The sequence below is a fragment of the Pseudoalteromonas sp. J2K-J979 genome (genome assembly GCF_058169715.2).
On record NZ_CM200281.1, the window covers coordinates 2,733,662 to 2,756,454 of the forward strand.

21 protein-coding genes are annotated in these 22,793 nt (G+C 41.7%); 10 read left to right on the plus strand and 11 right to left on the minus strand.

Features of this window, described 5'->3' with window-relative positions; genetic code table 11:
- From AC3KVK_RS12610 to AC3KVK_RS12625, 4 genes are all read right to left on the minus strand, one after another.
- The gene (locus tag AC3KVK_RS12610) at positions 1 to 1,380 is read right to left on the minus strand and encodes a TRAP transporter large permease (RefSeq protein WP_490311668.1); all 1,380 of its coding nucleotides are present in this window, start codon (positions 1,378 to 1,380) and stop codon (positions 1 to 3) included.
- Positions 1,380 to 1,922 carry a TRAP transporter small permease subunit gene (locus tag AC3KVK_RS12615; RefSeq protein WP_490311523.1) on the minus strand — a complete coding sequence of 181 codons (543 nt, stop codon included), beginning with the start codon at positions 1,920 to 1,922 and terminating at the stop codon, positions 1,380 to 1,382. The genes AC3KVK_RS12610 and AC3KVK_RS12615 overlap by 1 nt, the downstream gene beginning before the upstream one ends.
- A 101-nt stretch (positions 1,923 to 2,023) precedes the next feature.
- A complete protein-coding gene (locus AC3KVK_RS12620) occupies positions 2,024 to 2,347 on the minus strand; it encodes a BolA/IbaG family iron-sulfur metabolism protein (protein WP_490311524.1) in 324 nt (107 codons plus the stop codon).
- Between the two features lie 230 nt (positions 2,348 to 2,577).
- Positions 2,578 to 3,168, minus strand: a complete 591-nt coding sequence (locus AC3KVK_RS12625) for an alpha-ketoglutarate-dependent dioxygenase AlkB family protein (protein ID WP_490311525.1) — start codon at positions 3,166 to 3,168, stop codon at positions 2,578 to 2,580.
- A 42-nt stretch (positions 3,169 to 3,210) separates the two neighbouring features.
- Here AC3KVK_RS12625 and AC3KVK_RS12630 point away from each other — a divergent pair, with 42 nt between their 5' ends.
- The 4 genes from AC3KVK_RS12630 to AC3KVK_RS12645 all read left to right on the plus strand — a co-directional run bounded on the left by AC3KVK_RS12630 (position 3,211) and on the right by AC3KVK_RS12645 (position 7,079).
- Positions 3,211 to 4,347 carry a methyltransferase gene (locus tag AC3KVK_RS12630; protein WP_490311669.1) on the plus strand — a complete coding sequence of 379 codons (1,137 nt, stop codon included), beginning with the start codon at positions 3,211 to 3,213 and terminating at the stop codon, positions 4,345 to 4,347.
- A 96-nt stretch (positions 4,348 to 4,443) separates the two neighbouring features.
- Positions 4,444 to 4,995: a YajG family lipoprotein gene (locus AC3KVK_RS12635; RefSeq protein WP_490311526.1), complete on the plus strand. Its 552-nt coding sequence runs from the start codon at positions 4,444 to 4,446 to the stop codon at positions 4,993 to 4,995.
- 5 nt (positions 4,996 to 5,000) lie between these two features.
- Entirely contained in the window at positions 5,001 to 5,618 is a 618-nt protein-coding gene (locus tag AC3KVK_RS12640; RefSeq protein ID WP_490311527.1) for a peptidylprolyl isomerase, read from the plus strand.
- A gap of 57 nt (positions 5,619 to 5,675) precedes the next feature.
- The gene (locus AC3KVK_RS12645) at positions 5,676 to 7,079 is read left to right on the plus strand and encodes an AmpG family muropeptide MFS transporter (RefSeq protein ID WP_490311528.1); all 1,404 of its coding nucleotides are present in this window, start codon (positions 5,676 to 5,678) and stop codon (positions 7,077 to 7,079) included.
- A gap of 34 nt (positions 7,080 to 7,113) precedes the next feature.
- Here the strand turns inward: AC3KVK_RS12645 and AC3KVK_RS12650 are convergent, their stop codons facing one another.
- From AC3KVK_RS12650 to AC3KVK_RS12670, 5 genes are all read right to left on the minus strand, one after another.
- Positions 7,114 to 7,353 (minus strand): helix-turn-helix domain-containing protein, encoded by a 240-nt coding sequence (locus AC3KVK_RS12650; RefSeq protein ID WP_086742544.1) that lies wholly within the window; start codon positions 7,351 to 7,353, stop codon positions 7,114 to 7,116.
- 744 nt (positions 7,354 to 8,097) lie between these two features.
- The gene (locus AC3KVK_RS12655) at positions 8,098 to 11,181 is read right to left on the minus strand and encodes an efflux RND transporter permease subunit (RefSeq protein WP_490311529.1); all 3,084 of its coding nucleotides are present in this window, start codon (positions 11,179 to 11,181) and stop codon (positions 8,098 to 8,100) included.
- A 2-nt stretch (positions 11,182 to 11,183) separates the two neighbouring features.
- A complete protein-coding gene (locus tag AC3KVK_RS12660) occupies positions 11,184 to 12,275 on the minus strand; it encodes an efflux RND transporter periplasmic adaptor subunit (protein WP_490311530.1) in 1,092 nt (363 codons plus the stop codon).
- A 192-nt stretch (positions 12,276 to 12,467) separates the two neighbouring features.
- Positions 12,468 to 12,806, minus strand: a complete 339-nt coding sequence (gene erpA / locus AC3KVK_RS12665; protein WP_086742541.1) for an iron-sulfur cluster insertion protein ErpA — start codon at positions 12,804 to 12,806, stop codon at positions 12,468 to 12,470.
- Between the two features lie 85 nt (positions 12,807 to 12,891).
- A complete protein-coding gene (locus tag AC3KVK_RS12670; protein ID WP_490311531.1) occupies positions 12,892 to 13,584 on the minus strand; it encodes a DUF6776 family protein in 693 nt (230 codons plus the stop codon).
- A 102-nt stretch (positions 13,585 to 13,686) separates the two neighbouring features.
- On the opposite strand from AC3KVK_RS12670, the gene AC3KVK_RS12675 reads away from it, so the two are divergent.
- From AC3KVK_RS12675 to hemL, 4 genes are all read left to right on the plus strand, one after another.
- Positions 13,687 to 15,369 (plus strand): chloride channel protein, encoded by a 1,683-nt coding sequence (locus AC3KVK_RS12675; protein WP_490311532.1) that lies wholly within the window; start codon positions 13,687 to 13,689, stop codon positions 15,367 to 15,369.
- A 14-nt stretch (positions 15,370 to 15,383) separates the two neighbouring features.
- On the plus strand, positions 15,384 to 15,818 hold the full coding sequence (locus tag AC3KVK_RS12680; protein WP_490311533.1) for a CopD family protein: 435 nt from the start codon (positions 15,384 to 15,386) through the stop codon (positions 15,816 to 15,818).
- Between the two features lie 99 nt (positions 15,819 to 15,917).
- On the plus strand, positions 15,918 to 16,934 hold the full coding sequence (locus AC3KVK_RS12685) for an aspartate carbamoyltransferase (protein WP_490311534.1): 1,017 nt from the start codon (positions 15,918 to 15,920) through the stop codon (positions 16,932 to 16,934).
- A gap of 20 nt (positions 16,935 to 16,954) precedes the next feature.
- The gene (gene hemL / locus AC3KVK_RS12690; RefSeq protein ID WP_490311535.1) at positions 16,955 to 18,235 is read left to right on the plus strand and encodes a glutamate-1-semialdehyde 2,1-aminomutase; all 1,281 of its coding nucleotides are present in this window, start codon (positions 16,955 to 16,957) and stop codon (positions 18,233 to 18,235) included.
- A 62-nt stretch (positions 18,236 to 18,297) separates the two neighbouring features.
- On the opposite strand, the gene mrcB is transcribed toward hemL, so the two are convergent.
- Positions 18,298 to 20,673: a penicillin-binding protein 1B gene (gene mrcB, locus AC3KVK_RS12695; protein WP_490311536.1), complete on the minus strand. Its 2,376-nt coding sequence runs from the start codon at positions 20,671 to 20,673 to the stop codon at positions 18,298 to 18,300.
- Between the two features lie 154 nt (positions 20,674 to 20,827).
- Positions 20,828 to 21,004 carry a hypothetical protein gene (locus AC3KVK_RS12700; protein WP_490311537.1) on the minus strand — a complete coding sequence of 59 codons (177 nt, stop codon included), beginning with the start codon at positions 21,002 to 21,004 and terminating at the stop codon, positions 20,828 to 20,830.
- Between the two features lie 232 nt (positions 21,005 to 21,236).
- Between AC3KVK_RS12700 and AC3KVK_RS12705 the strand changes: the two genes are divergently transcribed.
- Positions 21,237 to 21,689 (plus strand): acyl-CoA thioesterase, encoded by a 453-nt coding sequence (locus tag AC3KVK_RS12705; protein ID WP_490311538.1) that lies wholly within the window; start codon positions 21,237 to 21,239, stop codon positions 21,687 to 21,689.
- Positions 21,679 to 22,731: an aldo/keto reductase gene (locus tag AC3KVK_RS12710; RefSeq protein WP_490311539.1), complete on the plus strand. Its 1,053-nt coding sequence runs from the start codon at positions 21,679 to 21,681 to the stop codon at positions 22,729 to 22,731. Before AC3KVK_RS12705 ends, AC3KVK_RS12710 begins: the two co-directional genes overlap by 11 nt.
- Positions 22,732 to 22,793: the final 62 nt, after the last annotated feature.

Consider the following 22,793-nt stretch of genomic DNA (forward strand, 5'->3'; position numbering starts at 1 on the left):
TTAATCATAAATTTTATGAGGTAACCATGTAACGAGTTGCGGATACATAGCCATTAAAATAAGTAATATCAACTGGATCGCGACAAATGGGATCACTCCTTTGTATATATCACTGGTTAATACTGTTTTAGGGGCCACTCCTCGTAAATAAAAAAGTGCAAAACCAAAAGGCGGTGTTAAAAAAGATGTTTGAAGATTGACCGCAATCATGATCCCTAACCAAATAGGGTCCACTCCCATCATTAATAAAATAGGCGCGACAATCGGCACTACCACAAATGTAATTTCAATAAAATCAAGGATAAAACCAAGCAAAAACATCACCAGCATTACCACAAGTACCGCAGCAAAAACACCTCCTGGTAACTTGTCGAATAATGAAACAATGAGCTCTTCTCCACCAAACCCGCGAAACACTAATGAAAATACCGCGGCGCCAATTAAAATCATAAACACCATTGCAGTAACTTTAAGGGTACCTTGTGTGACATATCGTAAATTAGCGAAGGAGAGCTGTTTTTGCCAAAGCGCAAGTACTAATGCACCAAAAGCACCGACTCCAGAGGCTTCGGTTGGAGTCGCAACACCCAATAAAATAGACCCCAATACCACACCTATCAAGATAAGCGGGGGCACCAATGCAGTGATAGGCCCAACTTTTCGGCGCTGTTTAATTTCGACAATATCTTCTTTCGTTAGGCTTGGGACACTTTGAGGTTTTAAAACAGCTAAACTAATCGAGTAAGTAATGTATAAAAGTACTAAAATAAGTCCTGGTATCATTGCACCGGCAAACAAATCACCTACAGAGATATTATCAGGACTGAAGATCCCCATGTTGAGCTGAGCTTGTTGATAGCTACTAGACAGAACATCGCCAAGTAACACCAAGGCAATTGAAGGAGGGATTATTTGCCCAAGAGTACCTGTCGCGGCAATAACCCCTGTACTGTATTGCTTACTGTAACCACGCTTAAGCATCGTCGGTAATGCCAACAACCCCATAGTTACGACCGTCGCCCCAACAATACCAGTACTGGCAGCCAACAACATACCGACTATTGCAACCGAAATCCCCATCCCTGCTTTAGTGCGACCAAATAAAAGCGCCATCGCATCCAGTAAATTTTCTGCAACTTTGGATTTTTCGAGCATTAAGCCCATAAAGACAAACAAAGGAACCGCTAATAATGTGGTATTTGTCATAATACCATATAGGCGATTTGGGAAAGCTTGCAAAAAGGCCATATCAAAGTGCCCAAACATCACTCCTATACCAGCAAACGCTAACGAAGTACCAGCCAACGCAAAGGCCACAGGAAACCCTGTTAGTAAAACCATACAAACCGCTAAAAACAGATACAGTGCTAAATAATCCATCATTTCACCTCTGGTATCTGTGAATCATGGGGATCTTGCCCCAATATCGTCACAATGATTCGACAAAGCTCTGCAATTGCTTGCATTAATAAAGTGACGGGGAACAAGAAAAGTAACGTTTTTAGCAGGTAAACAGCCGGGATCCCCCCCGCTTCAATTGACCCTTCTTTGACTAGCCACGATTGCAATACATAATCATAGCTGGACCATAAGATAAACACGGCTGTAGGGATTAACAAAAATAGAATACCAAAACAATCAATCCAAGCTTGTTGGGACTGTGATAAATGACGGTAAAATACATCGACTCTGACATGTTCATTATATTTGAGGGCATATCCGCAACCGAGCATAAAAACCGCAGCATGTATGTATAGAATGGACTCCTGCATAGCAATCCAGCCTAAATTGAATACATACCGAAAAATAACCACCGCGGTCATAATGAGCACCATCAAGCAGGTGCTCCAAGCTAACAATTGACCAAGTCGCTCAGTGAACAAGTCTAGGTAACTTGCCACGCTTTGAAGTGTTTTTCGCATATACATCATTTAAAATTAATAGCATACGCGAAAATCTAACATTTAAATAACGTCTAATAAACCTTTGTTATACAAATCAGACGAGATCAGATTTTGCAATCTTATAAGTGTGCACTTACTTTTTTAGAGCCACCTAAACAATTTGGTGATAATGGTGCTTGTTGATATAAATCAGTCCACTCATGCGGAGTGTATGTATGAAGTGCTAAAGCATGGATGTGCTTAGCCAGTTCATCGGCCAAGACAGCATTCACCGCTCGATGACGTTGCAACAACCGTTGATTGGCAAAATCTTCTGTCACGATAATAACCTTAAAGTGAGACTCTAATCCTGCACTGTGCATGTGACTTTCGTTGATAACCTCTAAATGCTGACAATTAAATTGTGCCATCAACTTTTCTTCGATTTGAATCTGCATTTGCATTGGCTTAACCCTTTTAAATTCGTAGACCTACTGTAGCGTAAAAAAAGTGTCTTTTGACGTGAATATTTTCACTTAACAAGGCAAGCCTTTGTCCGTAAAACAAAGATTATTTTATTGTAAAAAGCCCCCAAGCTATAGCTAAAAATCGATTTTTAAATAATTAGTTTATATTTTAACTACCTAAACCAAACAACATACCACCTTAAAAACAGCCTATTTCAATACAAGCCTTAAGACCTCACATAACGAAAAGTAAGATTGATTCGACCTGATTGCACTTTGCTTTGTTTGGGTAAACTGTGTTGATACTCCTGTTGGGCCCTTCCCATCATAATTAAGCAATCTCCATCTAGCAGCGGCAAATTAATCACCTGTTTTGTCATTTTATTGCGAATTTTAAACAGACGAGTTTCCCCTAATGATAAAGACGCGATAGTTGGGTTCATACCCAACTCAGGCTCATCATCGCTATGCCAGCCCATGCTATCGTGTCCATTTCGATACCAGTTTATTAATACAGCATTAAAAGGCGTCTGGCACAAAGCACTAAGACGCGCTTTTAGCCCCAATAAAGCATCTGGCCAGGGCTCAGGCTTCATCTGCAAACCAGAATATTGATAAGCTGCGTCCAAATCACCAAAATAACATTGCAACCTAGGAATGGGAACCGCTCGTCCAAACATATTTAACTTAGGCTGTTGCCATTGGCAATGGCCAATCAAATATTGATATAGCGCCAATGATTTCTGAGCACTCAAGGTCTTTTGATGATAATTAAATTCATTAGGCAAGGATTTGATCTTGGTGTTGGACAAAGGCATGTTAAAATCACTCTTATTCAGGGCGAATACTCCATAAAGAAGATAATGACACAAGCAACCTTAGGCACAAAAAGTTTTATTCTCGAGCGTTTTCCATTAGATCAAAAAAATAGAAGTCTTCAAGCGTGGGATGCTGCCGATGAGTATTTAATCGATTACGTGAATGAACATCACGCTGACAGCCAAAATATTTTATTGCTAAACGATAGTTTTGGGGCTCTTGCCTGCTTTTTTGCCGGAATAGGAAAAAAGTGCAACGCTATCACAGACTCTTATATTGCACAGCAAGCGACTGTCCATAATTTAATTCAAAACAATTTAAATTCTGATGCGGTGACTTTTTTTGATAGCTTAGCTACACCCAATCAGCATTATGATCTTGTGCTGATCAAGCTTCCAAAAAATCTTGGTTATTTAAGCCATCAACTCGCCACGCTCAGTCAATTTATTCCTACAGATACCCCTGTTATTGCTGGCGGAAAAACGAAAGATGTGCATAACTCGACCTCTGCTAACTTTGAGAAGTACATCGGGCCAACTCATACCAGCTTAGCAGTCAAAAAATCTCGGTTAGTGATTAGCACCCTTAAGCAAACAGCGCAACAAAGTCCCTATCCGATTTCTTGGCCCCTAGAAAAAACCAACGCTCTAATTTTTAATCATGCCAATGTTTTCTCAAGAGAATCTCTTGATATTGGCGCACGTTTTTTTGCTAATTACTTACCCCAAGGTAACAAGCCCCTTAATATTGTTGATTTAGGCTGTGGTAATGGTGTCATTGGATTACAAACACTTCAGCAGGCACCACAAGCTCACCTCACCTTTGTTGATGAATCTTTCATGGCCATTAGTTCAGCTCAACTCAATATTGAACATAACTGCGCCGAGCAAGTCAACAATTGCTCTTTTATTCAAGGTGATTGCCTCACCGACCTAGAAGATGTAAGCCAAGATATCGTATTGTGTAATCCACCATTTCACCAGTTACAAGCGGTCACCGACCATATCGCCCGACAAATGTTTCAAGATAGCCATAGAGTATTGCGCTCAGGTGGCGAACTAAGAATTGTCGGAAACCGCCATCTTGATTACCATGAACAGCTCAAGTATTTGTTTGGTAACTGTAAGTTGCTGGGTTCTAATAAAAAATTTGTTGTATTAAGTGCAAAGAAACGTTAAGCATCAGGTTGTTCAGCGCATCTTCATAAATCAGAATGATACTAAGTCGTCGAACCACATACTCAAAGCTCATTTGGTTTTTTAAAAAGGTTAGTCATGAAAAAAATAGTTTTAAGTGTTAGTTTACTAGCGTTAACAGCGTGCCAAAGCGCCCCCTCTAATATTATAATTCAGCCAAATTACACTGCCTCTGGTAGTCAATTGATAGGGACGCAGTTTGACGTCACAGTTCGTGATGTTCGGTCGAATAACAGCGCTTTAAAAGTGATCAAAAAAGACGGAACAATCACGGTTCCAAGTAATAATTTGAGCCAAAGTCTACAAAAAACATTCATCAGCGCACTAAAACGCCATGGTGCAAATGGTGAAACCCAATCAAATAATCAGCTTGAATTAAAAATCCATCAATTAGAAGCCATTGTTAAACAAGAAACCCTCAAATATCGCAGTGAATCTGTGATTGAACTCGAATTAATCATTAACCAAGGTAACCGACGTTTTGCAAAATATTACAATGGTAACCAACAAAGTGAAGGCCCACTCATTCATGACAAAGCGAAAATTGAAAGCGATTTGAATACCTTGTTAGAGCAGCTCATCTCACGTATGGTAACTGACCAAGAGTTAAAACAATTTTTACAAGGTTAAGCGCTATGTTTTTTCGTTTATTCGTTATATTTATTTTTATCTTTAGCTCTTTTTCGTGCTTAGCTGCAATTGAAGGTCGTTTTGTTCAAAAAAATAATTTGTTTCCACGGGTCAAAATCAGCACCAACCTTGGTGAAATTTTACTGGAGCTAGATCGGAGCAAGGCACCGATTACCGTTAATAACTTTTTAACCTATGTAATGGATGGTAGCTACAAAGGTACCATTTTCCATCGCGTAGAACGTGATGAACTAAATGACAAAGACTTTGTTATTCAAGGCGGCGGTTACGACTCTAAATACGAAGCTGTGAGCGAAAACGATCCGATCTTTAATGAAAGTGGTAATGGCTTAAAAAACGATATGTACTCAGTTGCCATGGCTTATCAAGATAGCAAACCACATTCTGGGACACGTCAGTTTTTCTTTAATATGGACGACAATGATCACCTCAACCCTGGCAAAGACTGGGGGTTTGCTGTCTTTGCCACCGTGATGGAAGGTTATGATACGCTGGATAAAATCATGGCGGTCGAAACCGACTATAACGAAAAAATAGGTTACTCGTTTATTCCGGTCCACTCTATTACGATTCTTGATATTAAAGTACTCGACCCACTATAACCTTGCGAGGGCTTTATACCCAAAGAGCCCTGAGCACTAACAATAATAAGACTCGCCATGAACAGCTCATTATCGCTCAAAGAATATTTCTCTTACTTCAAAGATAAACGCCTCATTAATATCTTTATTTTTGGCATGGCAAGTGGTTTTCCTTGGGTGTTGATTGGCTCAGTCATGTCAGCTTGGCTAAAAGATGAGGGGCTCAGCCGCAGCACTATCGGCTTGTTTGGTTTAGTATTTGGTGTCTACAGTATAAACTTTTTATGGTCCCCTTTGATTGACCGTATTAAACTGCCGCTACTTTATAATTGGCTCGGGCAACGTCGAAGCTGGATTTTTGTCTGTCAGCTTATCATCATCATTGCCACATGTAGCTTAGGGTTAGTCGATATCAAAGAGCAACTCGCCACTGTTGCCCTACTTTGTTTTATTATCGCCCTGGCTTCTGCAACCCAAGATATCTCAATAGATGCTTTTCGAATTGACTCACTAGCCGAGCATGAAAGCTACAAAACAACCGCGGCTGCCGCTATGGCAACCTCTGGTTGGTGGTCTGGCTATGCACTACTCGGAGCGATCCCTTTTTACGTAGCCGATATACCTCACTGGCAATGGCCTCATGTTTATTTTATTTTAGCCGGATTAATGGCCGTGCTATGTCTCAGTCTATTCTGGGCTCAGGAGCCAAAAACAAACCGCGATATAATTCAGGCTGAGCTGGAGCGAAATTACCAATTAGCGTTGACTCAATCTCAGCATAAAATAGCTGCGCTACAAAAACCGGTCGCCTGGCTGATGGTCACCTTAATTGAGCCCTTTAAATCCTTTTTCAGAAAAAATGGCGTCAAGTCAGCCCTTGCTTTGTTGGCGTTTATCTTTTTGTTTAAAATTGGTGAAGCCTTTTTAGCACGTATGTCGATAGTGTTTTATAAAGAGATTGGCTTTAGCAATACTCAGATTGCGAATTACTCCAAACTAGGAACTGGCTTGATAACGATTGTTTTTGCATTCTTTGGCAGTATTTTCAATCATAAATATGGCATTGTAAAAGGTCTGATGATAAGTGGCATTGCCATGGCGGCATCTAATCTAATGTTTTCTTATATCGCCATTCAAGGGCCTAAAGAGCATTTATATGCCATTGCAATAGTCGTCGACGGCTTTACGCAAGCTTGGTCTTTAGTGGCGATGGTGGCATTTATTTCAATGCTCTGTGATCGTGCATTTACTGCTACACATTATGCGTTATTAGCATCCTTAGGGAATTTAGGACGTACAATGCTGTCAAGTTACAGTGGCGTGGTGATCGATGATTGGTTACATGGAAACTGGGCGCTCTTTTTTGCCCTAACAGCACTGATGGTTCTACCATCATTGCTCTTTTTGTGGCTAATTAGAGATAAACTCTACCAATTAGAAAATAACTTCCACGCAAATAGTAATGCGACAACTGAAAAATAACTGCGTCCTTGCTAGGTTTATCCCTGTTTAAAACTTATTCGCCTTTAAGCAGCGCTAAACCTTCAATTGGATCGACTTCAAGCGCATGACAATAACGCATGAATTCAACAACGTCTAAACGACGCTCTTGGTTTTCAATTTTACCAATGAATGAATGCGGTGTGCCTAGGATTTGAGCTAAGCTACGCATTGTATGGCCTTTTTCTTGACGTTTGTCTTTTAACCATTTTGTTAAACGTCCGTTTTCTTCAGACGAGACAGTTTTACCCATCATATACATCTCCTACTAGATGAATGTTACTAATAAAAATTAAATGAGAATGCCCCTTCCCATTTAAAGTTCAGCTAAACGTGCATTATTAACGCTGCATTTAGCAAATTCTGACTATTTAACCATAAGCCCAATATTAGGTATAGCCGTTTTTTTAATCTTTACCTAATTTAGGTTCTAATTAACATCTCATTTGCTATTTATTTGCAAAATGCGAATATATAGCGGCATGATTCCCGTATGTTTCTACCAAGTATGTATTTAAGGGAATTCGCTTCAAGCGATACTAACATAGAAACCATACTATTTTTGTGACTTTTTTAAGACTGTTTATCACAGATAGTTTATCTATTTATAACAAAACTAAATAAATATTCGATCGTTTAATTGAGCTATAATGCGATTTAGCGTGTTTATTATCTAGCTGTAACGCAATCAAGAACATTGCTAAACAACTGATATACTCGAATTTAGTTATCAGCATTCTCTTTATACAGGGACTTGGATTGTATGCTCCGTTTAATGTTTTTATTACCCATAATTTTGTGCCTTGCTTGGTATTTTTTCTTAAAGGCAAATAATGTAACGGTGAAAGAAGGGAAAAAAGGATTTTTTTATATTCTGGCATTCAGCGCTTTTCTACTCGGGTTCTTTTCATTGATGATCCACCTCACTCAATAACCAAAAACTAAGACTATTTACAAGGCGATGAATGGCTTTCCCCCCACATTCATCGCCCGAAAACACCTATTTCCTTTCTTTTGCGCTAATGCGTAATGCGAGTAAGCATGGGGTTAAAATCAATGTTAGTACAGTAGCAAATGCCAACCCACCCGCGACAGCCGTTGATAGTTGCACCCACCACTGCGTCGAAGGTGCACCTATATCAATCTGGCGATTAAATAAATCGATATTAACTTGCAACACCATCGGCATAAGGCCCAAAATAGTGGTGACTGTCGTTAATAAGACAGGTCGTAGTCGTTGGGCCCCTGTTCTCAAGATCGCCTCTCGCGGAGGCACTCCTTGCTGACATAATACATTGTACGTATCAATCAAAACTATATTGTTATTCACAACAATCCCAGCCAGTGCAATCACACCGATACCAGACATAACGATGCCAAAAGGTTGCTGTAAAATAAGTAACCCTAAAAAGACTCCCACAGTAGAAAAAACGACGGCACTTAAGATTAAAAATGCTTGGTAAAAACTATTAAATTGTGTGACTAAAATAATTCCCATTACAAACAGCGCGACCAAAAATGCATTTTTCAAGAACACTTCCGATTCATTTTGCTCTTCGTTTTCACCTCGAACCTTTAATTTTACTCGAGGATCTAAGCCTTGTGCTTTTAATTCATTTTGCAAACGAGGTAATGCCATACTGAGTAAATAGCTAGGCCGCATATCTGCGTTAACAGAAACAACACGGTGGCTATCAACTCTACGAACCGTGTCGACCTTTTGCACCGCTTGACGTGAAACGAAGTGAGAAATTGGAATTTGGCCGTTGTGAGTATTCACTCGCAGGTTTTCCAATCGACCTAGATCTCTTTTATCAAATGGAAACCGAACGCGAATGTCAATTTCGTCATCCACATCATCAGGGCGATACTCACCTAGCTTTAGACCATTGGTGATCATCTGCACATTCGCACCTAGCATCGCGGCATCGGCGCCAAATCTGGCCGCATCTGCACGATTGAGCTTTAGTTGCCACTCAATACCGGGTTTTGACCCGGTGTCATCTACATTTGTAAACGCCCCGTCCGCTTCAATGGCAAGCCGGATCCGCCTAGCCTCTTGCTCGAGGATATCAGGGAACTTTGAACTCAGTTCTATCGACAAATCTTTGCCTCCACCCGGGCCGTTTTCATCTTTTCGAAGCTCTATTTCTACACCTGCAATATTGTTAGTCAGTGATAAAACTTGCTCGATAATATCATCCGCTGGGGGCCGTTCATCCCAATCTTTCAAATTCAGGCGCAAAGTGCCCACCAAATCCTTACCTCCCGTTAACGAATAAAGCGTTTTAATCCCCTCAACAGACAATACTCGTGATTCCACGTCCTCCATGATGGTATTTTTTTCATAAATCGATAAATCACCGAAAGAACGCACTTTGATGTTGACCCCATTAGGTTCAACATCCGGAAAATATTCGATACCAAGCTTAGATTGCCCGTAACCAATAAAGACTAAAACAGCAAAGCCAATGGCTCCAATTAAGACCAGCCATGGGCGTTTTATCGCTGAATCAAGTACATACACATAACGTCCAACCAGTCCGCGAAGTTGAGTTAAATCACCTTTTTCAGCTGCGAGTAGTTCGTACTTTTGAGCCTGCGTGAGGGTTCTCACTTTACCAATTAGACTACCGAGTGTGGGCACAAAAATAAGTGCCATAACTAACGATGCACTCAGCGTTGCCATTAAAGTAATAGGAAGGTATTTCATGAACTCGCCCATCATTCCGGGCCAAAATATCAAAGGGGCAAAAGCAGCAAGCGTTGTTGCTGTCGAAGCGATAATCGGCCAAGCCATTCGTTTAGCTGCTAACGCATAAGCTTGGCGACGATGCATCCCTTCTCCCATCATACGATCGGCAAATTCTGTGACAACGATTGCACCATCAACCAACATTCCCACAGCCATAATTAACGCAAAAAGTACGACGATATTAACGGTCATACCAAAGACTGAAATCACTAAAATCCCTGTTAAAAAAGATCCCGGAATAGCTACACCAACCAAAAATGCAGCTCGCGATCCCAAAATTGCAATAATAACAATCACCACCAGTAACACAGCCGATAGCACATTATTTTGCAAATCATTTAGCATTTGTTCGACATCCACAGACATATCGCCGGTATAATTAACCTTGATGTGCGCAGGCCAACGGGTTTTCGTTTCGCTCACCACAGCTTTGACTTGCTTGACTGTATCAATAATGTTTTCACCAGTGCGCTTTTTAACTTCGAGTGAGATAGCTTGTTCGCCGTTAATCCGTGCGATTGTATTTGGATCTTTATACGCCCGCCGAATAACAGCCACATCCATAAAGCGGACAACTTTATCACCTACAACTTTAACTGGTTGCTCCATCACATCTTGAATGGTTTCAAATACAGAAGGAATTTTAACGGCAAAACGGCCTTTACCTGTATCGAGAGTGCCTGCTGCTATTAATCTATTATTATTACTCAGCAACTGAAAAATATCATTTTGACTTAAGCCATACGAAACCATCGCCAATGGATCGACTTCAATTTCAACCATATCCTCACGATCTCCCCCAATCTCAACTTCTAAAACACTTGAAATTGCTTGGAGGTCATCTTTGAGTTGCCGCGCTAACGTAAGCAACCCTCGCTCAGGGGCCATTCCTGACAATGTGAGGGTAATCGTAGGTTGTTCATCTTCCATTAGCACTTCATGCACTTCTGGCTCTTCTGATTCTGAAGGGAGTTTTGCTTTTGCTAACGAGACTTTATCGCGCACATCGGCAAGCGCCTCTTTTGGATCCATCCCTGCAATAAATTCAAGAGTCACCGATGCATGCCCTTCACTGGCGACTGCGGTCATCTCTTTTACACCTTCAATTGCACGAAGTTCAATCTCCATGGGCCTTACGAGCAAACGTTCAGCATCTTCAGGAGAGATCCCATCATGGACTATCGAGACATAAATAAAAGGAATAGTGACATCTGGATTCGCTTCTTTTGGAATCGTTTGATACGTGACCCAGCCCGCAATCAAAAGCAATGCAAAAATAGATAACCCGGTGCGAGTATGGTGCAATGCAGCATCAATGAGATGGCCCATATTTACTCCTCGTCCTGTGCATAAATAGGCTCAACAACATCGCCTATTCTCACAAAACCTTGACCAAGAGTAATAATATTGGCCTGCTCCCCTAATCCAGTCATCCACACACCATCGACCGTCGATTTGACAATATTGATAGGCGAGAAAACCACTCGATTGTCCGCATCAATACTTTTAACACCAATATTTCCTTGAGGATCTAGTGCCATAAAGGCAGGACTCAATTTAATAGCCGTAACTGAATCTGCATTAATATCTAATTGAGCCGAGAAGCCCGCCCTAAACTTCATATTCGGATTAGCAAACGCAGCCTCAATTCTAAATGTGTTGGTATGTGAGTCAGCAACTGATGCGATATAACGTATTGCCCCTTGATAGCTTTGCTGATTCAAAATAGTGGCAGTGACAGGTTGCTTGAGTTGTAAACCTGCAACCTCCGACTGAGTGACATCAGCACGGATCACCAATGGGTCTAAATCTGCAAGTTCAAACACAGCATCACCACGGCCGACATAATCCCCTTCTTGGACTAAACGTGTATTGATCACACCAGCAAAAGGCGCAACGATTTGAGTACGCTCATTGCTTAGCGCTAAACTCGCATAAGTCGCTTTTGCCTGCGCTAGCATTGTTTCAGCCTGAGCTAATTGCACCTGATCTTGCAACCCTTTCTTTTGAAGTTTGACTGCTCCTTGATACTCAAATTCTCTTTGTTTAATTAAAGCTTGTGCTGATGCAATTTGTTGCGGGAGATCTCCCTTTTCTAAAGACATCACCACCGTGCCCTTTTCAACAAATGCACCTTCATCAACATATATCCGATCCACTTGCCCCGCTTCGTAACTACTCACACGCGCAATTTTATCAGGCTCACTGCGACCATAGAGTGATAACGATTTATAAACCGACTCAGCAAATAACCGCTCTACTTTCACTTTTGGTTTATGGACTAACTTATCGCTTGGTTCGGCTTGAGATTCGGCGTTTGATGGGCCTGTCATCATCCAAATAATGACAGCTAAACAAATCATTAATGAAATCAGGTAGGGCTTTTCATCCAAAAGCATCTTGATGCGTTGCGGGGTAAACATCGGCTTCTCCACGTTGAGCAGTGCAAAGAAAAGCAAATTAGTGAGTAAGCAACTCTTTGAACTTCAATTATTATTTATTTTTCACAGCTTAAATAATACGAACTTTCGAGAGAATAGAAAGGGAAAAAATGCAATTTTTTGTAAGCACAAAAAAACCACTGCAAGCAGTGGTTTTTAGCTAGATTCACTCGTTTAAACGCTAAATGAAGAACCGCAACCGCAGGTTGCTGTCGCGTTAGGGTTATTAACAAAAAAGCGCGAGCCTTCTAACCCTTCGGTATAATCAACTTCACCGTCAACTAAATATTGAATACTCATTGGATCAATTACCAGTGTGACACCACTTTTTTCAATTTCTAAATCACCTGGGTTTACTTTCTCATCGAAGGTAAAACCATATTGAAAGCCTGAGCAGCCACCACCAGTGACATACACGCGTAATTTTAGTGCTGGGTTTTCTTCTTCTTCAATTAATTGCTTCACCTTGTTGGCGGCAGCATCGGTAAATTTAATCGGTAATTGATCTGACATTATCTTACTCACTAGACGGCAATGGCGAAATTATCTAATACCCGAGTATTTTAATCAAGTACTCGCACTATCTAAAGGACAAAGTTTAATCAACCGGTTGCCAAGGAATGGTTTGCGTTAACAGTTCAAATTTTTGCCATTTTAATGTCGGTTTAACCGCTTCTAGTTCAACTTGTTTTGCCACAAACCCCTCAGGTAATTTGAATACCCCTTCAAATAACTGAAAGTAATGAAATTTAAAGTCTGTTTCTGCGTGCGGAAAACCAGCTAAAATTAATAAATCAAGCTGAGCGCTTTGCTGGTTTACCTCACCATGCAAAGTTAACGATACTCGTCCTTGACTCAATTTTTTAGTCGTTGAAGCTTGATATAACAAAAAAGTAAATTGATATCGTTGATTGTCTAAGGCCCTTAGCTGCCAGTTAAGTACAGATAGTCCCGTGTTAACTAATTCAGGTGCCATAATCGTTTGATAGACAAGTAACTCTTTTCTTAAATCGACTAACTCATCTGTCAATTGGTTAATTTGAGCTTTGTTTTGTTGTTGTGATGCTTGCTCTAATGATAGTGCCGCTTGCGCTATGCTCTCGTTGCGTTTGCTTTGTTTTAATTGCACTTTCACAGCTAAAAGATGCTCTTTGAGTTTGTCATATTCTTGCTGAATATCTTGGCGAGTCGACAAAGCCATATAAGTAATGCCGCCCGCACCGATAATCACGCTCAAAAATAAAATAAACACCACCGCGTAACGCACCGACCAAGCCTTGATTTGCGTCATACCAACCTTAGATAAAGCACCGTTTTTATTAGAAAATAAAACGACTTAAACGAATCAATCTGTTAAACTTTCTTGATTGTGGAACATATTCAGGATTATGCAATGTCGCTTGAATCCCTCAGGCGTCGTTTGGCTCGACCAAAGACATCTGTACAACTTTGCTTGCTGGGAGTCTGTGCAGGGCTAATTGCTGCGATCCTCATCATACTATTTCGTCTAGTTATCATTGCTGTGCAAGGCATGTTTTTAAATGAAGCGGATAACTTTGCCGAATTAACGACTCTCGAACGTTTCGCTTTACCTGTTTTAGCGGCACTGTGTATTGCCATTTTTGCTGACTTTACAGGCTTTAAACATTACCGCTTGGGGATCCCTTTTGTACTGCACCGCATTAAACAGCATTACGGCAACATGCCGATATGGAATGCTGTCAATCAATTTGTAGGCGGCGCTTTAGCGTTAATCAGTGGCTTTTCTGTCGGTCGAGAAGGACCATCCGTTCATATGGGAGCCACGGGGGCCAGCATTTTAGGCACTTGGCTGCATTTACCTTACAACGCAATGCGGACTCTGGCTGGATGTGGCGTGGCAGCGGGTATCGCCGCCTCTTTCAACACTCCGTTAGCTGCTGTTATTTTTGTAATGGAAGTGGTCCTTCGGGAATACAAAGTGCACATTTTTGTGCCCATAATGCTCGCAGCGGTGACCGGCGCGCTGACTACACAATTTGTCTTTGGTACCGATACGGAACTCTCAATGATCCATGTCATTCCATTAAGTGGTTGGCATATTCCCTATTTAGTTTTATGTGGCGTGGTACTGGGTGCATTGGCGTTCAGTTTTAATCAAAATTTAATGTTGATTATGCGCACTTTCAGCAAAGTAAATATGTTTCCACGTTTAATATTGGCAGGCATTATCACAGGTATGATTGGTTACCTTGTTCCTCAAGCCATGGGGCCAGGGTTAAGTGCGATAGCCATTTCAGTTTCATCCCCAGAAGACATTCAGTTACTAACCACTATTTTTGTCGCTAAACTCCTCGCGACCCTCTTTGCTTTAGGTCTGGGCATTCCCGGCGGAATTATTGGCCCAGTAATTGGCTTAGGCGTTGTAATTGGTTCTATGATGTCTTTTTTTGGTCATTATATCAGCCCAGATGTCGAAGTCGTTGGTACCTACGCGGTCCTCGGTATGGCAGGCTTACTTGCCGCCACCTTGCATGCTCCGTTAGCGGCCTTAGTTGCAGTGATGGAATTAACCTCCAGCCCAACCATTATTGTGCCAGCAATTGTGGTGATAGTGTCTGCGTATGTTACTGCGCTGCAACTATTTGGTAATCGTTCTATTTTCTTGCAACAGCTCGAATTTCAAGGGCTCGCATACCAAGTATCTCCTGCGGTGGAAGCATTACAAAAAGTGGGCGTGCTCGATGAAATGGATGAAGACTTTAAACTGCTTTATAGCGATGATAAACAACAGATTGCCGATACACTCAACGCGGTCGATGCCCAAACTCCACTCATCGTCTTTGATGAAGAGCACGGCTATCGCCTTGCCGAATATGATTTATCACTGACAGCTGAAGAAACAGTCTCGATTTTATACGTCCCACTTGAAGGCGTCAGCAGTCAATCGACTTTAGCTGAGGTGTTTACCGTGCTCAACGATAAGCGCAGTGGCGCAGTCTATGTTTATAACAAACTGGATAATAAACAAATTATGGGCCTGATCCGATGGGATCATATTCGCCACATACTCACGATACGCAATAGTTTACTTTAGGGTTGCTGCACGATATGACCGCATTATTAATATATAAAAGCTTGCACATTTTTTTTATGGTCGCTTGGTTTGCCGGTATTTTTTATTTGCCGCGCTTATTTGTCTACCATGCGATGAGTAACGAAAAACCTTGCCATGACATGCTCAAAACCATGGAACGAAAACTACTCTATTTTGTCACCCCATTTGCGCTGCTCACTCTCGTTTTTGGAGTGTTGATGATTGCTGAATATGGCCGTGAATGGTTTCGCCACAGCTTGTGGTTGCATTATAAACTGGTGTTTGTCATTGCACTGTATCTCTACCATGGCTACTGCTTTAAACTATTAGCCGACTTTAAACATGACCGTAATACACGCAGCGATAAGTTTTATCGTATTTTTAACGAAGCACCCGTGCTTATTTTATTAGCTATCATCTTTTTAGCCATTCTCAAACCAGCACTATAAATTAAGCATTCTGATAAAATTAAACACTACAGTCGCGCGTGAATTTGATATAGTTACGCGCGAAAATTCCCCGTAACTTTGTTCTTTAGGATTAGCCATATGTTGAACTTTCAAGGCGAAAATATTCTTTCGGTAAATCAATTAAATAGAGATAGTATTGACACTATTTTTGCTGTTGCTAAAAAAATGGAGCCGTATGCTAAAAAACGAAAGCGTACCAAAGTGCTCGAAGGTGCGATTTTAGCTAATCTATTCTTTGAACCAAGTACTCGTACTCGCGTCAGTTTCGGCACAGCATTTAACTTGCTCGGTGGCCTTGTCCGCGAAACCACAGGTATGCAAAGCTCAGCGTTAGCAAAAGGTGAGTCTCTGTATGATACTGCACGCGTCATTTCAGCATATGCTGATGCCGTCGCGATGCGCCACCCAGATGCTGGTTCTGTGTCAGATTTTGCAACTGGCTCTGATGTGCCTGTAATCAATGGCGGTGATGGACCCAATGAACACCCAACTCAAGCGCTGCTTGATTTATTAACCATTGAAAAAGAATTAGCCCGCTTTGACCGCAATATTGACGGTATGCACATCGCATTAGTCGGTGATCTAAAATATGGCCGCACTGTCCACTCACTTTCTAAGTTGTTGTGTCATTACAAAAACGTTAAATTTTCGATGGTTGCACCAGATGGCTTACAAATGCCTGATTATATTTTAGATTCAGTCACAAATGCCGGACACCAAATTCAATTAGTCAGTCAAATGGAAGGTAATTTAGCTGCCGATATCGTCTATCAAACACGAATTCAAGAAGAGCGCTTTCCTTCTCAAGAAGAAGCAAACAAATACCGCGGTGGGTTTCGTATTAGCCAAGCGATTTATGAAGCGCACTGCAAGCCAAGTTCTGTATTAATGCACCCTCTACCACGCGACAGTCGTGGAGAAGCCAATGAACTTGATAACGATCTTAATCAAAATGATAACTTAGCTATTTTCCGCCAAGTCCAAAATGGTGTGTTAATTCGTATGGCATTATTTGCTCTAACCTTAGGTGTCGATAACCTTGTTGAAAAACACGAAGTCGAAGTCCCTTGGTTTAGCCGTAAACGTGATAGCTAATCAAAGAAAAGGATAAATACATGACTATCAGTCAAGACCTATTTCAACGCGCGCTCGATTCGATTCCAGGTGGTGTCAATTCACCAGTGCGTGCCTTTAATGGTGTAGGTGGAACCCCTCTTTTCATCACCAAAGCACAAGGTGCGTACACGTTTGACGCTGATGGCAACCAATACATTGATTATGTTGGTTCATGGGGCCCGATGATTATGGGCCACAACCACCCTGCGATTAAACAAGCAGTGCTTACAGCCGTTGAAAATGGATTAAGCTACGGCGCGCCAACTGAAACAGAAATTCTCATGGCTGAAAAAGTAAAAGCCTTGGTGCCATCGATCGAAAAAGTACGTATGGTGAGCTCTGGCACAGAAGCAACCATGAGTGCTATCCGCCTTGCCCGTGGCTTCACTGGTCGTGATAAAATTTTAAAGTTTGAAGGCTGTTACCATGGTCATGCAGACTCTCTGCTTGTAAAGGCAGGCTCTGGTGCTCTGACTATGGGTGTGCCAAACTCTCCGGGGATCCCAGCCGATTTTGCTCAGCACACTTTAACTGTATCATTTAATAATCTCGATGAAGTAAAAGCTATCTTTGCTAAATACGCGAATGAAATTGCGTGTGTAATCGTCGAGCCTGTAGCCGGAAACATGAACTGTATTCCGCCCGTTAAAGGCTTTCTAGAAGGCTTACGCTCGGTCTGTGATCAATACAAATCAGTGCTTATTTTCGATGAGGTCATGACTGGGTTTCGTGTTGCATTAGGCGGCGCACAGCAATACTACAACATCACCCCTGATTTGACTTGTTTAGGAAAAGTAATAGGCGGTGGCATGCCTGTGGGTGCATTTGGCGGCAAAAAAGAGATCATGGATTTCATCGCCCCTGTCGGGCCTGTCTATCAAGCAGGTACTTTATCTGGCAACCCAATTGCAATGGCGGCAGGTCTCGCTGCATTAGAGTTGTTGGCCACTCCAGGTCTGCATGATGAGCTAGAAGCGAAAAGCAAACGCTTATGTGAAGGATTCGAACAAGCAGCAAAAGAAGCCGGTATTGCTCTAACCACAAATTACGCTGGCGGCATGTATGGCTTCTTTTTTACTGAGGCAGAAAAAGTAACCAGCTATCAACAAGCCACTGAGTGTGATATTGAGCGTTTCAAGCGTTTCTTCCACTTAATGCTTGAAGAAGGGGTCTACTTAGCGCCATCGGCCTTTGAAGCGGGATTTGTCAGTACCATGCATGGTGATGAAGAAATCGAGCAAACTATTGCAGCGGCTAAGCGCGTATTTGCAAAGCTTTAATCGTCAGATTGATACACAAAAAACCAAGCCTGAGAGCTTGGTTTTTTTGTGTTTAACCGCAATTAATGACACGCTGGCTGTTGCTGGAACTCAGAAGCTCGCACCGGCAGTTTAATCACAGTCCCACACCCCGGTGGTGCTTGGCGCCCAGTCTGTTCAGACACAAACGCCCATTTTATATTCGCAGGCCGAGTATCCGCTATCGATTCAGGGTTGAGTTGTTTTAGATACCGAATGTACAACTCCAATGCACCTTGGCCTCCAGTTAACCCTGTCGATTTATTGTCATCTCGCCCCAACCACGCCACCGTGACGGTGTTGTGATCAAAGCCCGCATACCAGCTGTCACGTAAGTCATTGCTGGTCCCTGTTTTACCTGCAAACTGAATGGTCTGAAAATGCTGTTTGAGCTTTTTAGCCGTTCCTTCATAAGTGACTTTTTTCATTGCATATTTTGTTAAATAAATCGCATCGTCTTTAAAGCGTGACTCTTTGCGCGGTCGGTGATGATAAATTACCGCTCCCACTGCATCTGTAATCGCCGCTATAGCTGTTAACTTCTGATAGCGACCATCTTGCGCTAATGTGGTGTACATTTGTGCAACCTCAAAACTAGACAACTCCAATGCACCCAATAATAAAGAAGGATACGGATTAATGGCCCCCTCGATACCCAGTTGCTCGACTGTGCGCGCAACATTCTCGATACCCACATCTAAACCGAGTCGCACAGCAGGTAAGTTCACACTTTGACTAAAAGCTTGATATAAAGGCATAGCTCCGCGAAACTTATGATCAAAGTTCTCGGGTTTCCAGCGATTACCTTGATCATCGACCATCGAGATAGGCTGATCCTCAAGCAAAGTTCCTAAGTGATAGTCAGTAGAAGATAAGCCTGTTAAATAGACTGCTGGCTTAACTAATGAACCAATATTGCGCTGCGAATCTAAAACACGATTAAAACCCGACAACCGAGTATCTCGCCCGCCAACTAAAGCACTGACACCACCTGATTGAATATTCACAGACACCATTGCTGCCTGAAGTTGATCCGCTTTTTTATGACGTTCAAGTATCGGAAGCCCTTGAGATATCGCGTCTTCCATGGCTGTTTGTTTTTGTAAATCAAAATAAGTAAACACACGCACCCCCGCATCAAGTGTGTCTTTTGATTCCAGTAACTCATTTAGCTCCCGACTCACTAAATCTAAAAAGCCTGGATGTGCGACTTTGGCACTTTTTCCCATATCTTCAATCCCTAACGGGCGATTGAGCGCTAATTGTAGTTCTCGCGGGCTGATTAATTGATTTTCAGCCATCAACCTTAAAACTAAATCACGGCGTGACATGGCTCGCTCAGGATAACGACGTGGGTTATAAAAAGACGGTCCTTTAATCATCCCCACTAGCAGAGCGATTTGATGATATTCCAATTCATTTGCAGGCTTGGCAAAGTAAAAATCACTAGCTAACTCAATACCATGCACTCCTTGGTTATAAGCTTGACCAAGGTAAACTTCGTTTAAATACGCTTCCAATATTTGATCTTTGCTATAGCGATAATCCAAAATAAGAGCGATTAACGCTTCATTAAACTTACGTATATAAGAGCGCTCTCGACTCAAATAAAAGTTTTTCGCAAGCTGTTGGGTAAGTGTACTGCCGCCTTGCACAGTTCGACCAGCTAGAATATTCGAATAGAGTGCCCTTAAGATTGACCACGGAGAGACACCGTGATGGTGATAAAAATCTTGGTCTTCAACAACAAGCAGCGCTTCTTTGAGCATATTTGGAATACGCGCTAATGGGACAAATTCACGATCTTGACCGGTTGCATTACTTAAACGAGCAATTTGAACAGGTTCAAGCCGCGCATGGGATAAATCACGCTGTCTGTCATCCTTAATAACTCGAAGCTTTTTACCACCAAATGATAACTCAAAGACTCGTTGCGTTTCTGGGCCATCAAAAAATTCAAACGCTCTACGGTAAATTTGTACTTTATTAGCCGAAACAACATATTGCCCAGTGGATGAAAGTTGATTGACCTGAGAGTAATTTAAACGGTTAAGTTCCCACACCACTTCTTGAATGGACAAGTACTGGCCAGGATAAAATTGCATTGCTCGGGCATAAACTTGCGCTGGTAATTGCCATTTGTTTCCCTCAAATTGACGCGTGATCTTTGAGTCCAGATAGATAACATAAAGGCAAATGACTAAACTTAAGGTTAAACTCCCTTTCCATAAAATCGACCAAAGGCTCTGCATAAACCGTGTTTTCAAGTTTCGAAGGGCTGGCTTTTTTTGTTTAATTTTTCGGGGATTTTTTTTATTTGTATCTGCTGGCTTCTTGGTTTTTGCGGAGTTTTTTTTAGCGGTCGAACGGGGACGTTTCGTAGCAGGCTTCTTTTCGGGTGGCGTCTCTTTAGCTGTCATAACACTCGTTTCTTAACACATCATTTGAATTAGTACGAAACACTAACTCTTTGTATGAGCTAAGCATATCGCGCTTTAACAAGTCATGCAGTATTTTTAAGGCAAGAAACGTTGATTTGCTCAAACCATCAACATGATGGGCAGATTATAAGCATTAAACTTTGACTGAGGGTTTTTGAGTTTTCAGCAGACCAAACCAAAAAGCCATTTCAAACAACACACCTAAAACTAAAAAAACAGTTCCACCAGCAGTAAAGCTGGCGCTATAAAAGACTATCGACAACATGATTAAGCCAATCAAAATTAACCACTTCACTGCAACTTTCATCATCGGCTCCTTAAACTTTATCTGTAGACTAATTGTGGGGAATAAGCATGAAAATAACAATAAACTATGTGTAACAATTTATAAAATGGCGATTGCGCAGCCCTGTTTGACCACAGCTTAATCTTGATTGAGCAAGCACCAACGATGGTGATATCCACCTCTTCATTTTCTCTTGAGAAGCCTAGTTGAGCTTGTTAGTCTAGAAAACATTCTTTGCATAAAAACAGAAAAAACAATGAATAACTTCCTGCAAAAATACCCCATTCATAGCGAAATAAAAGTCGCATGGGGTGAAATGGATGCGCTAAAACACATCAACAATGTCGCTTATTTTCGTTACTTTGAAACTGCCCGCCTCGATTTTTTCAATCAATTTAATTTGCTCGATGAATTAGAAAAAACCGCCATTGGCCCAGTAATCAGTGAAAATAATGCGCGCTATAAGCGCCCAGTAACTTACCCTGATACTTTATTCGTGGGAGTTAGTATTTCTGATATCAAAAGCGATCGCTTTATGCTGCATTACACTGTCATGAGCCAAGCTCAACAAGCCATTACCACCGTGGGCTCCTCTCAAGTGGTGATGTTTAATTTCAAAACAGGTAAAAAAGCGCCGTTATCTAATGAGCTTATCGCTATTTTAAAACGCTATACCAATGTGCCACAGGAGCCCTACAATGAAATTTAATCGACTCGGTGCAAGTAACCTTACAGTTTCAGAAATTTGTTTAGGCAGTATGACTTGGGGATTGCAAAACTCTCAACATGATGCTGATCAACAAATTCACCATGCGCTTGATCAGCAAATCAACTTTATTGATACCGCCGAAATGTATGCGGTCCCGCCAAGCCCGCAAACCTACGGTAAAACAGAAGCCATAATCGGTGACTGGATCCGCCGCCACCAGCCACAACGCCAGGCGCTGATCATTGCCAGCAAAGTTGCTGGCCCCGGACTCAATTGGGTTCGCGATGGAAGTCCAATGTCAGGTCAAAGCGTTCAATTAGCCGTTGAAGCATCCCTAAAACGCCTGCAAACTGATTATATCGATTTATATCAATTACATTGGCCAAACCGTACTTCACCACACTTTGCCAAACATTGGCCAAATATGATTGATTTTACTAAGACTGATTCCTCTCAAGAAACTGAGCAGATGCTCGATATTTTGCAAGGACTCGATCGCTGCGTGAAGGCTGGTAAAATTCGATATTGCGGCCTATCTAATGAAACACCATGGGGGATAAGCCAATACCTCAAACTTGCAAAGCAGTATAACTTGCCACAAATGGTCTCAATTCAAAATGAATTTAGTTTACTCCACAACAAAGACTGGCCGTACCTGATTGAACAATGTGTCCATGAAGACATCGCTTATTTACCTTGGTCAGCCCTCGCTGGCGGTGCATTAACCGGCAAATACCTTAACGGCGCACGACCTGAAGGGAGCCGATGGACCTTAGTACAACGCAATGGGTTATTTCGTGATACATCACAGTCACAACAAGCAGTCGCTGCCTATGTTGAACTAGCCAAGCAGCATAATGTTACGCCTGCTCAATTGGCACTGGCATGGTGCAAGCAAATCCATGGAGTCAGTTCAACTATTATTGGCGCGACAAATCAGGTGCAATTGCAAGAAAATATAGCCGCGTTTGAGCTTACTTTGAATGACGAATGCCTGAACGCTATCCACCTTATTTTGCAACACAACCCGCAGCCTTTTTAAGTCAAATAGGGTTATTCGCCATTGAGCTAATAACCCTAGATCTCGATCCTTCTCTCCCCTTT

Coding starts and splice junctions, on each gene's coding strand:
- AC3KVK_RS12610 (WP_490311668.1), bottom strand. CDS start 1,380: ATGGATTATTTAGCACTGTATCTGTTTTTAGCGGTTTGTATGGTTTTA.
- AC3KVK_RS12615 (WP_490311523.1), bottom strand. CDS start 1,922: ATGCGAAAAACACTTCAAAGCGTGGCAAGTTACCTAGACTTGTTCACT.
- AC3KVK_RS12620 (WP_490311524.1), bottom strand. CDS start 2,347: ATGCAAATGCAGATTCAAATCGAAGAAAAGTTGATGGCACAATTTAAT.
- AC3KVK_RS12625 (WP_490311525.1), bottom strand. CDS start 3,168: ATGCCTTTGTCCAACACCAAGATCAAATCCTTGCCTAATGAATTTAAT.
- AC3KVK_RS12635 (WP_490311526.1), top strand. CDS start 4,444: ATGAAAAAAATAGTTTTAAGTGTTAGTTTACTAGCGTTAACAGCGTGC.
- AC3KVK_RS12640 (WP_490311527.1), top strand. CDS start 5,001: ATGTTTTTTCGTTTATTCGTTATATTTATTTTTATCTTTAGCTCTTTT.
- AC3KVK_RS12645 (WP_490311528.1), top strand. CDS start 5,676: ATGAACAGCTCATTATCGCTCAAAGAATATTTCTCTTACTTCAAAGAT.
- AC3KVK_RS12650 (WP_086742544.1), bottom strand. CDS start 7,353: ATGATGGGTAAAACTGTCTCGTCTGAAGAAAACGGACGTTTAACAAAA.
- AC3KVK_RS12655 (WP_490311529.1), bottom strand. CDS start 11,181: ATGGGCCATCTCATTGATGCTGCATTGCACCATACTCGCACCGGGTTA.
- AC3KVK_RS12660 (WP_490311530.1), bottom strand. CDS start 12,275: ATGTTTACCCCGCAACGCATCAAGATGCTTTTGGATGAAAAGCCCTAC.
- erpA (WP_086742541.1), bottom strand. CDS start 12,806: ATGTCAGATCAATTACCGATTAAATTTACCGATGCTGCCGCCAACAAG.
- AC3KVK_RS12670 (WP_490311531.1), bottom strand. CDS start 13,584: ATGACGCAAATCAAGGCTTGGTCGGTGCGTTACGCGGTGGTGTTTATT.
- AC3KVK_RS12675 (WP_490311532.1), top strand. CDS start 13,687: ATGTCGCTTGAATCCCTCAGGCGTCGTTTGGCTCGACCAAAGACATCT.
- AC3KVK_RS12680 (WP_490311533.1), top strand. CDS start 15,384: ATGACCGCATTATTAATATATAAAAGCTTGCACATTTTTTTTATGGTC.
- AC3KVK_RS12685 (WP_490311534.1), top strand. CDS start 15,918: ATGTTGAACTTTCAAGGCGAAAATATTCTTTCGGTAAATCAATTAAAT.
- hemL (WP_490311535.1), top strand. CDS start 16,955: ATGACTATCAGTCAAGACCTATTTCAACGCGCGCTCGATTCGATTCCA.
- mrcB (WP_490311536.1), bottom strand. CDS start 20,673: ATGACAGCTAAAGAGACGCCACCCGAAAAGAAGCCTGCTACGAAACGT.
- AC3KVK_RS12700 (WP_490311537.1), bottom strand. CDS start 21,004: ATGATGAAAGTTGCAGTGAAGTGGTTAATTTTGATTGGCTTAATCATG.
- AC3KVK_RS12705 (WP_490311538.1), top strand. CDS start 21,237: ATGAATAACTTCCTGCAAAAATACCCCATTCATAGCGAAATAAAAGTC.
- AC3KVK_RS12710 (WP_490311539.1), top strand. CDS start 21,679: ATGAAATTTAATCGACTCGGTGCAAGTAACCTTACAGTTTCAGAAATT.